The sequence below is a fragment of the Corynebacterium sp. NML120713 genome, assembly GCF_001875735.1.
GTDB lineage: Bacteria > Actinomycetota > Actinomycetes > Mycobacteriales > Mycobacteriaceae > Corynebacterium > Corynebacterium pseudogenitalium.
On record NZ_MLCR01000005.1, the window covers coordinates 356,019 to 368,460 of the forward strand.

The following is a 12,442-nucleotide window of genomic DNA, read 5'->3' on the forward strand; positions in this document are numbered from 1 at the left end:
CGTTGTTTGAGTCGCATTAGGTGTGGCTTTGGCGGTAAACAGACATTCATGCTTGGTGAAATTATGAGACGATACCCCCGGTTTCGCCGTCTCTTTGGTGATGCACCTTTAGGGCGTCTCTTGCGGCATCGTGGCCATGCACATGTTGAAATCTCTCGCTAAACTGATGAGCAACGGGCTGAACCAAGGAGCTCACCGAGAACGGAAAGAGATTGGTACCGGCCCATCAGCAAGTCTCAACAATTTCCGACATAGAGGAGTAAAGACTGTGACTATTCGTATTGGCATTAATGGCTTTGGTCGTATCGGCCGCTCGGCATTCCGCATCATCCTGGATCAGTACTCGAGCGACCTTGAGGTCGTGAAGATTAATGACCTGACCGACAACAAGACTTTGGCCCACCTTGTCAAGTACGACACAGCGTATGGCCAGCTCGGCCGCGACGTTGAGTACGACGAGTCCTCCATCACCGTTGATGGTCACCGCATCGAGGTTACCGAAGAGAAGGACCCATCCAAGCTCGCATGGGGCGATGCAAACGTCGACATCGTCCTTGACTGCACCGGCCGCTTCACCGATGGCAATGACGCAAAGGCTCACATCGAGGCTGGCGCTAAGAAGGTCATCATCTCCGCACCGGGTAAGAACGTCGATGGCACCTACGTCTGGGGCGTCAACCACACCGACTACAGCAATGATCAGCAGATTATCTCCGCTGCATCTTGCACCACGAACTCCCTTGCACCAGTCGCGAAGATTCTGGAAGAGCAGTTCGGCATCAAGTCCGGTCTGATGACCACCATTCACGCTTACACTGGCGACCAGCGCATTCAGGACGCACCTCACAAGGACCTGCGTCGTGCCCGTGCAGCAGCTCAGAACATCGTCCCAACCACGACGGGTGCTGCTAAGGCAGTTGCCCTGGTTCTGCCTGCACTTGAGGGCAAGCTGGATGGCTTCGCAATGCGCGTGCCAACGATCACCGGTTCCGCAACCGACCTGACCGTCGAGCTGAACAAGGACGTCACCGTTGATGAGGTGAACGCAGCAATCAAGAAGGCTGCTCAGGACCCAGAGTTTGGCAAGGCGCTTGAGTACACCGAGGATCCAATCGTTTCCTCCGACATCATCGGCAACACCCATGGTTCCATCTTCGATGCTGGGATGACCCGCGTCATCGACGGCAACCTGGTCAAGCTGATTGCTTGGTACGACAACGAGTGGTCCTACACCTCTCAGTTCGTCCGCATGACGAAGCACGTCGCGGATAACTTGGCATAAGACCTAGAACGGCCCGGGTGTGCAGTACGCACACTTCGGGCCATTTCTTTCGCTACTGTTTGAAAAGAAAACTACTGCAAACAACAGTCAACTGAGGAGAGTCCCATGACAATGAAAACGCTGCAACAGCTTCTGGATGAAGGCGTCGAAGATCGCCACATCCTGGTCCGTTCTGACTTCAACGTTCCGCTTGATGAGGACGGCAATATTACCGATGCTGGTCGTATCGACGCATCACTGCCAACTTTGAAGGCGCTCTTGGAAGGTGGCGCGAAAGTCATTGTCATGGCTCACCTCGGCCGCCCAAAGGGGGAAGTGAACCCTAAGTTCTCCTTGAAGCCAGTGGCTGAAGCCCTAAGTGAGCGCCTAGGTCAGTTCGTAGCGCTCGCCGGTGATGTTTCTGGTGAGGATGCACATGAGCGGGCAAATGGGCTTACCGGTGGCGAGATTCTGCTTCTCGAGAATGTACGCTTTGACCCACGCGAGACCTCGAAGGACGAGGCTGAGCGCACTGAGTTCGCAGCTGAGCTTGTAGCACTAGCTGCGGACAACGGCGCGTTTGTTTCTGACGGTTTCGGTGTAGTACACCGCGCACAAACCTCCGTCTACGACGTTGCTAAGAAGCTTCCTGCCTACGCTGGTTACCTCGTCGAGAAGGAAGTCAAGACTCTGAGCAAGGTGAAGGATGCTCCAGATCATCCATACGTTGTTGTGCTTGGCGGTTCGAAGGTTTCCGACAAGTTGGGAGTCATCGAGGCACTTGCGGCGAAGGCCGACAAGGTAATTATCGGTGGCGGCATGTGCTACACCTTCCTGGCTGCACAGGGCTACAACGTTCAAAACTCTTTGTTGCAGGAAGACATGATTGAGACCTGCAAGGACCTCATCGGCCGTTTCGGCGACAAGCTGCTATTGCCTGAGGACCTGATCGCAGCGTCTGAGTTTGCAAAGGATGCAGAGAAGCAGACCGTCGCGGCCGACGCTATTCCGGAAGGCTGGATGTCTCTCGACATTGGCCCGAAGACTGCCGCGCGTTATGGTGAGGCGCTGAAGAGCTCGAAGACCGTGTTCTGGAACGGGCCAATGGGCGTCTTCGAGTTTCCAGCGTTCGCCTCTGGCACAAAAGCCGTTGCTGAAGCAATGATCGCTGCTACGAAGGACAACGGGTCCTTCACGGTGGTCGGTGGCGGCGATTCCGCAGCATCTGTTCGCATTCTGGGCCTCGATGAGGCTGGGTTCTCCCACATCTCTACGGGCGGTGGCGCATCGCTCGAGCTGATCGAGGGCAAAGAGCTGCCCGGCGTTGCTGTACTTGGACAGTAGTCGTTGTTGAAAAGGAGTATGAATATGTCTCGCAAACCACTGATTGCTGGTAACTGGAAGATGAACCACGACCATCTCGAAGCAATCGCTTCGGCCCAGAAACTGGCGTTCGCCTTCCCGAAGGACGGCTATGAGTTCGTGGACGTTGCATTGACCGTGCCGTTTACCGACCTTCGTTCTATCCAGACTCTCGTTGAAGGCGACAAGCTGCAGATCACATATGGTGCACAGGACGTGTCAGCGCACGATGCTGGTGCCTACACCGGCGAAGTTTCGGCCACAATGCTGGAGAAGCTTGGCTGCACGTGGGTAGTTGTCGGCCACTCCGAGCGCCGTGAGTACCACGGTGAGGATGATGAGCTAGTTTCCCGCAAGGCAAAGAAGGCACTTGAGCACGGCATGAACCCAATCGTGTGTGTCGGTGAGCCGCTAGACATTCGCGAACAAGGCACCCATGTCGACTACGTCGTAGAGCAGACGAAGAAATCCCTGGACGGTTTGAGCAACGAGGAGTTGGAGAAGACCGTCATTGCATATGAGCCGGTATGGGCTATCGGCACTGGCAAGGTTGCCTCTGCATCCGATGCGCAGGAAGTGTGCCAGGCTATTCGCGGCCTTATCCGTGACTTGGCCGGTGATGCGGTTGCTGATGGCATCCGTATTTTGTACGGCGGATCCGTAAAGACGGAAACTGTCGGTGAGATCATCGCTCAGCCTGATGTTGACGGTGGTCTTGTCGGCGGTGCGTCTCTTGACGGCCAGGATTTCGCGAAATTGGCTGCTGCGGCTGCCCAGGCAGTACAGTAGATTTGCAAGATATGTCGCTCGGACCAGAGCGCGTCGAATAACACCATTCGGTGACTTCGTGTAGTCTGGTCCGAGTTACATCAATGTAGGTTTTATAGTGAGGATTTACCACCATGACGTTGGCTCTTGAGATCGTGCTCGTAATCGCTGCGGTCTTGATGACAGTGTTCGTGCTGCTTCACAAAGGCAAGGGAGGCGGGCTTTCGAGCCTGTTCGGTGGTGGCGTGCAGGCTAACCTGTCCGGCTCCACTATCGTGGAGAAGAACCTCGACCGTTACACGGTTATCATTACGCTCATCTGGCTTGTATGCATCGTGGGCCTGAATCTTATTCAGACTTTTGCTGCTTAGCCGCTAGCAAAAGGCCCGCCTGGAGCAATAAGCTTCCGGCGGGCCTTTTCGTTTGTCAGAAATCCGAATCTGCGGGAATCTAACGTGGTGCCGCGTCCTCGGTGACCCACAAGATCGTTTCTTCCTTGCCGACAGCACCGGCCGCTGGCCAGTCAAGATACTCTGCCCGGTTTGCAACTGCGGACGCAGCTTCTGCCTTCTCTGCACCAGAAACAAGAAGCCAGACCTTTTGTGTTTTCCGAACAGCAGGTAGTGTCAACGAAACACGTTCCGGAGGTGGTTTTGGTGAATCCGTTACAGCAACAACCAGAGCCGCGTCCTCTCTCACAGCAGGCGTATGTGGGAATAGCGAATTAATGTGGCCTTCACCGCCCATTCCCAGTAGATGGAGGTCGAACCCCTCAGGCGCCTCAACTTTCAGGTGCGCTTCATAACGAGTGACAGCGGGCTCCATCGTCCCTCCGTCCAACCCATACCCGAAAATGTTTCCTTCTGGGATATCTATATGATCGAGCAACGCTGCCCGGGCCTGGCCTTCATTCGAATCAGGATGGCTGACGGCTACGTTGCGCTCGTCGCCAAAGAATAGCTTCACCCTGGACCAGTCGATATCTGATGAAACTAGGGCTGCAAGGAATCGGATTCCGGCTGTTCCGCCAGTAAGCACAACACGTGCGGTTCCGTCGCCGTTTACGCCACCGGTAGGGGAGCTGTGGATCTCTGAAATCAACGTTTGGAATGCGGAGGTGGAGACGTCGATAAGCTGTTCGAGGTCTGCAAATGTTTTGGTCTTGACTGTGTTGGACATCCGTCGACCCTCTTTCGGTACGAAGTTAAGGGAGGTTATGTAACAATGCCCGAGCATACATGGCGTCAGGATCGAGGTGGCGTAGCTCCTCAGCGAGGCATTCTGCGTCCGAGCGAGCACTCAGTGCAACAAACGCATCAGGGTATCCCGGTACGGAAACTCGCACGGTGTGCTCATCAACAATTTGTACCTGCACAGAGCCTTGTTCGCAGTCCAGCGATAGGTGTTGGATTGGGGAGCCAGGAATGGCGTCGGCGCCTGCTACGTTTTGCACGGTTACCTCAACGCCAAAGCAGGCATCGAGCCAAGAGGCTGCGATTTGTACGCTTGGATGCTCGGTAATACCGCTGAGCAAGATCCGGCGTGGTTGCTGTTTATAGCGGTCGAATGCTGAGGCGACAACGCCGCGCCATGGCGTGATTTTAGACCACATCATGTCCGAATCACCTGGGACGTACGCCTTAGCCAGCTGCTCTATGCATTCTGCCCCCATAGTGCGCCATGCATTCGTGATTCTGCGGTGTGCGATATTACCCAGCTCTGCTTCTGCAGGAACATCTGGCACAGTTGTGGGCCACCAAGCAACGATAGGGGTATCGGGCAGCAACAGCGGGGTGACCACCGCGTCAAGATGCTGGGTAAGTTCACCGTGGAGAGTCATGACAACCATCTCAGAGGCGCCAGCGTCCGCCGCGACGATTACCTCTGCATCCATCCAGGTTTGGTCGCTCTGGCAGTCGAGCAACAAGACGAGAACTCGAGCCGGGTGCTCCATGGTCGCGTTCCGGACCGTCTCCAGAATAGAATCGACATCATCCTCGGCATGTGCAGCAACCAAGAGCGTGAGCACGCGCCCAGTCGCTAACGAATAATTTTCACGAGCCTCTAGGAGCGCTGTGGACACATCGCGTGTGGTCGTGTCGGGAAGAGTGACAATCAAGGATTAAGCCTCACGTTCGTTGTTTGCACACATTATGGACGACGCCATTGGCGGCCATCCTTGGCCAGCATCGCGTCTGCTGATGCGGGCCCCCAAGTGCCCGCACGGTATTCATCTGGATGTCCGTGCGACTCCCAGTAGTTGAGAATTGGATCGAGGATTTCCCAGCTCCGCTCGACTTCCGCATTGGTTGGAAACAAGCTGGATTCGTCGAGTAGCGCATCGAGGATGAGCCGCTCGTATGCTTCGGGAGACTGTTCCGTAAATGCCTCTGCGTACGAGAAATCCATGTTGACATCCCTAACTTCAAATGCAGTTCCAGGCACCTTGGAACCAAAGCGCATCAGCACGCCTTCGTCCGGCTGTACGCGGATAACGACTGCATTGTTCGTAAGTAGTTTTGTCTGGTCGTCTTCGAACGGCTGGTACGGTGGACGCTTAAAGACCAGGGCAATCTCGGTCACCCGACGCCCGAGGCGCTTACCAGTGCGGAGGTAGAAAGGAACACCTGCCCAGCGACGCGAGTTTATCTCTAACGTACAGGCCGCATAGGTTTCGGTTGCAGAGTTGGGGTCAAACCCGGACTCCTCCCGGAGCCCGATTACGCGTTCAGAACCTTGCCAGCCCGCTACGTATTGGCCGCGTGCGGTTGTCTCATCGAATGGCTCGACGGGAGTCGTAGCGCGGAGGACCTTGAGCTTCTCCGCACGAAGACGCCCCGGGGAGAACGACGTCGGCTCCTCCATGGCGATCAAGGCGAGCAGCTGAATCAGGTGGTTTTGGATGACGTCTCGTGCTGCACCAATACCGTCGTAATAGCCCGCGCGGCCGCCGAGCCCAATATCTTCAGCCATCGTGATTTGTACGTGGTCGATGTAGTGCGAATTCCACACTGGTTCAAACATCTGGTTTGCGAAACGCAGCGCCATAATGTTCTGTACGGTTTCTTTGCCGAGATAGTGATCGATTCGGAATACGGATCGCTCAGGGAACACTGAATTCACTACTCGGTTTAGCTCTTTGGCGGATTCCAGATCATGCCCGAATGGCTTCTCGATGATCACTCGGCGCCAGCCGTGGTCGTGAGGCTGTGCCATTCCGCTGCGGTCCAGCTGGTGGACAACGCTCGAAAAGTGCTCGGGCGGCACAGAAAGGTAGAAGGCCCAGTTTCCGTTCGTCCCCCGTGTTTCATCGGTCGAGCGCAGTGTATTGGCTAAGGCGTCGAACGCGGCGTCGTCATTGAACGAGCCCGAGACGAACTGCATACCTTCTGCGAGCCGGTCCCAAACGTTCGTATTAAACGCGGTGCGGGAAGATGCTTCAACGGCTTCACGCACATAGTCCTCAAAATCTTGTTTAGACCAGTTTCGACGCCCAAACCCGACGAGAGCAAAGCCCGGTGGGAGGAGACCCCGGTTCGCGAGGTCGTAAATTGCCGGCAGGAGCTTTTTCCGAGCTAGATCTCCAGTTACACCGAAGATCACCATCCCAGACGGACCCGCAATGCGGGGAAGCCGCTTATCCTCGGGAGACCGAAGCGGGTTCACCCAATGCGTGCTCTCGTCACTCACATGTACTCCTTTTTATTGCAGCTTTTCCGACATGGAATTTAGCAATTCTTGCCACGCATCAACAAACTTATCGACGCCCTCCTGCTCGAGGACTCGCACGACATCAGACAAGTCGATCCCTGCAGCGGTGATAGCGTCAAACGTCTTCTGCGCGTCGTCAGCACTGGCAGACAAAGTATCGCCGTGAAGACTGTCGCTAGCCAGGGTGGCGTCGATAGTTGATTCCGGCATGGTGTTGACCGTGTTTGGGCCAGCCAGCTCAGACACATACAACGTGGCAGGGTACTCAGGGTTCTTTACACCAGTCGAGGCCCACAGCGGGCGTTGAACGTTGGCACCAGCTGGAAGGTCATCCAACGAAGAAAATTCCTCAAGGAACAAGCGGTATGCCAGTTGAGCGTTTGCCACGCCTGCTTTGCCTCGCAACGCAAGTGCTTCAGAAGTAGCAATTTGCTCAAGGCGAGCATCGACTTCGGTGTCCATGCGAGACACGAAGAATGAGGCAACAGAATGAATGGTTGAGACATCGTGGCCGTTGGCTGCAGCCTGCCGAATACCTTCCTTGTACGCGCGAATGACCTCGCGGTAGCGCTCCACGGAGAAGATCAGCGTGACATTCACTGAAATACCAGCTGCCAGTGCTGCTGTGACTGCTGGCAACGAGGCGTCTGTGGCTGGAATCTTGATCATTGCATTCGGTTTACCCACGCGTGCCCACAGCTCTTTCGCTTGAGCGATCGTCTTCGCTTCGTCGTGCGCATAGCGGGGGTCAACCTCGATGGAAACGCGACCATCAAGGCCGTCGGTCGCATCGTAGATGTCCCGGAAGATGTCGCACGCGTCGCGGACGTCGTCAATGCTCATCGCGTAAACCGCCTCGTCGGGGCTGGCACCTGACGCTCTCAACTGTTGGATTTGCTCGTTGTACGCGCTTCCAGTCGACATTGCTGAAGCAAAAATTGCAGGGTTGGTTGTCACGCCAACGACCGACTTCTCACGTTTGACAGCTTCTAGATTGCCAGTGGCGATGCGCTGGCGAGAGAGATCATCCAGCCAAGTGGACGTGCCGAGCTCCCGAAGCTTTTCAACTGTGTTCATGCTCAGATTCCTTTCTAAAAAATGGACCTGGCCAAGCTAGGGGAGGGCTTGACCAGGACAACTCTTCAACTATCGCTGCACCGCTGCTACAGACGCGCGTCCGGCTGCTGCAACGTTGTCTGCTGTAAAGTCGAACCGCTCGAAGAGCTCTGGACCTGGTGCGGAGGCACCAAAGTGCTCCAAGGAAACACACTGACCGGCGTCGCCTACAAAACGATGCCATGGCATGGACAGACCGGCCTCGACAGAGACCCTTGCTCGAACCTCTGCAGGAAGTACCGATTCAATGTACTCCGGCGATTGCTGTGTAAACCACTCCATGCAAGGCACCGAGACAACTCGAGTTCCGATACCTTCGGTTTCCAAGGTCTTCGCGGCCTCAACAGCAAGCTGCACTTCCGAGCCAGAAGCCATCAGAATCAAATCAGGCGTCGGGGTAGAGGAGTCCACGAGTACGTACGCACCGCGAGCAACACCTTCGAATGCCTTTTCCTTTGTGCCCTCAAGCACAGGGAGGTTCTGACGGGAAAGCGCCAGTGCCTTCGGCATCGGCTTAGCCTCCAGCGCAGACTTCCACGCAGCAGACGTTTCATTCGCGTCGGCCGGTCGGATCACCGCCATATCCGGGATGGCTCGAAGCGCAGTGAGTGTTTCAACCGGCTGGTGGGTCGGACCGTCTTCGCCCAGGCCGATCGAGTCGTGCGTGAAGACGTAGTAGCCGTCGATACCTGAAAGTGCTGCGACGCGAATTGCCGGGTAGAGATACTCGGAGAAGATCAGGAACGTACCGCCGTAAACTCGTGTGTTGCCGTGCAGTGCAATGCCGTTCATGATCGCGCCCATGGCATGTTCGCGGATGCCGAAGTGCAAATTGCGACCGTACGGCTCAGCGCTGAACATATCGGTAGAAATCGCCTGAGGCCCGAACGATGCAGCCCCCGTGATAAGGGTGTTATTGGAGCCTGCAAGGTCTGCGGAGCCACCCCAAAGCTCTGGAAGGGCCGCAGCCGCAGCCTGGATTACTGCTTCAGAAGCCTTACGGGTAGCAAGGCCCTTTTCGTCAGCGTCCCAAGTTGGGAAGTCCTGCGACCAGTTGGATGGGAGCTCTCGAGCCGTCAATCGGTCAAACAGGGCCTTCTTCTCTGGGTTGGCCTCAGCCCAAACAGCAAACGTCTCGTCCCACTGTTTACGCTTCGCAGCACCACGGTCCCGGAGGTTTCGAGTATGGGTGATAACGGACTCTTCCTCCGGGAAGTGAATCTCCGGATCAAAGCCGAGAATGTTTTTGACAGCTGCGATTTCTTCCGCGCCGAGAGCTGCGCCGTGTACTGCACCCGTGTTTTGCAGTGTAGGAGCAGGGAAGCCGATGACCGTCTTTACCTGAATGATCGTTGGGCGATTGGTGTCGGACTGTGCTTCCTTGATCGCTTTCTCAATCGCGACGACGTCCTCGCCGGACTCAACCGTTAGTGTTTGCCAGCCGTAGGCCTCGTAGCGCTTCATAACGTCTTCAGTGAACGCGATCTGGGTATCATCCTCGATCGAAATCCTGTTGTCATCCCAGAATACAATCAGGTTTCCGAGCTGCTGCGTCCCTGCGAGAGATGAAGCCTCCGAAGTGACACCTTCTTGAAGGCAACCGTCTCCAGCCACGACGTAGATGAAATGATCGAACGGCGATTCGCCAGCCGGAGCCTCAGGGTCAAACAGGCCACGTTCCCGGCGCGAAGCCATCGCCATACCAACTGCTGATGCCAACCCCTGGCCGAGTGGGCCAGTTGTAATCTCTACGTGGTCCGTGTGGTTGTACTCAGGGTGGCCGGGAGTCTTAGCACCCCAGGTACGAAGCTGCTGGAGGTCTTTGAGCTCAAGTCCCATGCCCCCCAGGTAGAGCTGAACATACTGTGTCAGGGAAGAGTGGCCGTTTGACAATACGAAGCGATCGCGCCCTGCCCAATGTGGGTCAGCGGGGTCTACATTCATCACCCGCTGGTAGAGCGTATATGCAAGAGGGGCGAGCGACATCGCGGTGCCTGGGTGCCCAGAGCCGCAGTTTTCCACGGCGTCAGCCGCGAGGATTCGGGCCGTATCAACTGCCCGCGTATCCACGTCGGTCCAGTCTTCGGGATAGTTACGTACAGTTTTTGCTTGAAGTTCAGCTGAAAGCGTCACAGAATCCTCGATTCATGCTATGGAAACAGAACAGGACCCAGCCTAGTGTAAAACTCGCTTTGTGGTGGTGACACCCAACGGTGTTGTGCGAAGAAAACTCGCGGGTGTAGCCGCCACGTTAATTCTGACAAATTGGTGAGCGGAGGCTAACATCACCGGGAGGGTCAAAGTATTAAGAGGGCTGAAAAGATCATCGTGTAATGCGTTGCGGTACCATATCAGCCGAAATGCTCGACACCTGAACGCGAACCTATGTTGCGTAAGAGTTCTAGCCGAACGGTTGAAGTTTGATGTGGAGGAGAAGTATTGGAGACCATCAAGGCATACTTCGCGCTTACGAAGCCCAGGGTCATTGAACTTCTTCTAGTAGCAGCTATCCCCGCAATGTTGCAAGCAGACCGTGGCACTGTGCACGTGTGGCTCATTCTTGCAACGCTGTTCGGTGGTTGGATGGGGGCCGGTGCGGCAAATGCATTTAACATGGTCGCCGACTACGACATTGACCAGAAAATGGGGCGAACGCGTGCACGGCCACTTGTCCGGGCAAAGGTCACCAAACAGAAAGCCGCCGTATTTGCTTGGGCGCTTCTCGTCGCGAGTGTGCTTTGGCTTGGATTCCTGTGTAAGTCGTGGCTCGCGGCGTTCTTTATCATTCTGACCAACTTCTTCTATATCTATGTGTATACAAAGTGGCTGAAGAGGCGAACTTGGCAGAACGTCATCTGGGGCGGCGCAGCAGGTTGTATGCCCGTGATGGTCGGTTGGGCGGCAATTAGAGACAATGTCACCGACGGCTCCAAGGATGCGTGGTGGCAGGCGATCGTGATGTTCATGATCATCTTCTTCTGGACGCCACCGCACACCTGGGCGCTGGCAATGAAGTACCGAGCGGATTACGCCCGCGCTAATGTCCCGATGCTGCCGGTGGTAGCTTCCCCGGCGGAGACAACCCGCCAGATTCTCATTTACTCATGGTGGACCGTCGGGGTGTCCCTGCTCCTGGTTCCCGCCACCTCGTGGATCTATCTTGCAACCGCGGTGATTTCGGGTGCATTGTTCCTCGCCGTTGCCACACAGCTGCATGCTGGGGTAAAGCGCGGGGAGAAGGTGAAACCCCTCAAGCTGTTTATCCTCTCCAACAACTATCTTGCGGCGTTGTTCTTGGGGCTTTCCGTTGATGCGGTACTCGGTTGGACTCCACTATTCGCTACCTTCTTCTAGCTCGTTGATCCTTGGAGCTTGATGGCTCCAAGGTCATTGTCACAAACCTCCGAAGTTTCGGAACCCAGTAGCGAGCTGGCGTCATCTATTGATTCACACACGTGAACTGGCGGTTCCCATCGTGTTTCTTCGAGCACTCTGGTAACAGTCTGTGCATGCTTACGGAAGCCGTTGGCATCCATTCGTATCGACGCCAAGTCCTCATAGCAACACGTACGCGCAGAGCTGCGCCCAACTTCGTGCGCAAAGCCATTTTTGAAGTCAGAGCGTGCCAGCACAACTGCATCCACCCCGATCCCATCATTGAGCGCTTTGATCTGTGCAGCAGTACCTGGCTGGCCACTGAATACGGCTGTGGCTCCAGCCTCATCTGCTGCTACTCGGCCTTCCTCGCTATCCGAAACGGCATACACGATGATGTCCTTCTCTCGAGCGATTGCAATCATGTACAACCCAATTGCGGAACCTGCATTCGTGACGACGACAGCTTCACCTTGCACAAGCTTCAAAATTTCGAATAGCGAATAACTTGCGGCCATTCCCGGCCGCAACATTGAAGCACCAATATGTGGGGCGATCAGGTCCGATACAGCGACTACCCGGCTTCGGTCAACGACAACCTGCTCGGCGATGGGGCCGGTGGCATCGCTCCACGCAACCACAGTTCCTGGCGCAACCTCGTCGAGGGGGTCTTTCAGGACACGACCGCATCCTTGGTTGCCGAAGGAGGTGTCGTGAAGAAAAAACCCAGCGTAGAGGACTTCGACTAGAAGTTCTCTATCGCTGGGGAACGGTGAAGCGATATCAATGCAACGCACCTGCTGCGCGTCGAACCCAATCGCTTTCATACTTTCTCAGGCTACATGGTGT

The 12,442-nt window shown here is 55.7% G+C and carries 11 protein-coding genes; 5 read left to right on the top strand and 6 right to left on the bottom strand.

Going from position 1 to position 12,442, the window contains the following annotated elements; genetic code table 11:
* Positions 1-268 precede the first annotated feature (268 nt).
* From gap to secG, 4 genes are all read left to right on the top strand, one after another.
* On the top strand, positions 269-1,282 hold the full coding sequence (gene gap / locus BJP06_RS01755) for a type I glyceraldehyde-3-phosphate dehydrogenase (protein ID WP_070976869.1): 1,014 nt from the start codon (positions 269-271) through the stop codon (positions 1,280-1,282).
* 105 nt (positions 1,283-1,387) lie between these two features.
* Positions 1,388-2,605 carry a phosphoglycerate kinase gene (pgk, locus tag BJP06_RS01760; protein WP_070362423.1) on the top strand — a complete coding sequence of 406 codons (1,218 nt, stop codon included), beginning with the start codon at positions 1,388-1,390 and terminating at the stop codon, positions 2,603-2,605.
* 24 nt (positions 2,606-2,629) lie between these two features.
* Positions 2,630-3,412, top strand: coding sequence for a triose-phosphate isomerase (gene tpiA / locus BJP06_RS01765; protein ID WP_070976872.1), 783 nt, complete (start codon positions 2,630-2,632; stop codon positions 3,410-3,412).
* 113 nt (positions 3,413-3,525) lie between these two features.
* The gene (gene secG, locus BJP06_RS01770) at positions 3,526-3,762 is read left to right on the top strand and encodes a preprotein translocase subunit SecG (protein WP_070362425.1); all 237 of its coding nucleotides are present in this window, start codon (positions 3,526-3,528) and stop codon (positions 3,760-3,762) included.
* Between the two features lie 79 nt (positions 3,763-3,841).
* On the opposite strand, the gene pgl is transcribed toward secG, so the two are convergent.
* The 5 genes from pgl to tkt form a co-directional block, all read right to left on the bottom strand.
* On the bottom strand, positions 3,842-4,570 hold the full coding sequence (gene pgl / locus BJP06_RS01775) for a 6-phosphogluconolactonase (RefSeq protein WP_071572601.1): 729 nt from the start codon (positions 4,568-4,570) through the stop codon (positions 3,842-3,844).
* 25 nt (positions 4,571-4,595) lie between these two features.
* Positions 4,596-5,510 carry a glucose-6-phosphate dehydrogenase assembly protein OpcA gene (locus tag BJP06_RS01780; RefSeq protein ID WP_071572602.1) on the bottom strand — a complete coding sequence of 305 codons (915 nt, stop codon included), beginning with the start codon at positions 5,508-5,510 and terminating at the stop codon, positions 4,596-4,598.
* A gap of 32 nt (positions 5,511-5,542) precedes the next feature.
* Positions 5,543-7,081, bottom strand: coding sequence for a glucose-6-phosphate dehydrogenase (gene zwf / locus BJP06_RS01785; RefSeq protein WP_071572603.1), 1,539 nt, complete (start codon positions 7,079-7,081; stop codon positions 5,543-5,545).
* 12 nt (positions 7,082-7,093) lie between these two features.
* Positions 7,094-8,179: a transaldolase gene (tal, locus tag BJP06_RS01790; protein WP_071572604.1), complete on the bottom strand. Its 1,086-nt coding sequence runs from the start codon at positions 8,177-8,179 to the stop codon at positions 7,094-7,096.
* 69 nt (positions 8,180-8,248) lie between these two features.
* A complete protein-coding gene (tkt, locus tag BJP06_RS01795; protein ID WP_071572605.1) occupies positions 8,249-10,351 on the bottom strand; it encodes a transketolase in 2,103 nt (700 codons plus the stop codon).
* 306 nt (positions 10,352-10,657) lie between these two features.
* Between tkt and BJP06_RS01800 the strand changes: the two genes are divergently transcribed.
* Positions 10,658-11,572: a heme o synthase gene (locus BJP06_RS01800; RefSeq protein WP_071572606.1), complete on the top strand. Its 915-nt coding sequence runs from the start codon at positions 10,658-10,660 to the stop codon at positions 11,570-11,572.
* On the opposite strand, the gene BJP06_RS11790 is transcribed toward BJP06_RS01800, so the two are convergent.
* A complete protein-coding gene (locus tag BJP06_RS11790) occupies positions 11,569-12,420 on the bottom strand; it encodes a hypothetical protein (RefSeq protein WP_143110512.1) in 852 nt (283 codons plus the stop codon). The two genes, BJP06_RS01800 and BJP06_RS11790, sit on opposite strands and share 4 nt — an antisense overlap.
* Positions 12,421-12,442 lie beyond the last annotated feature (22 nt).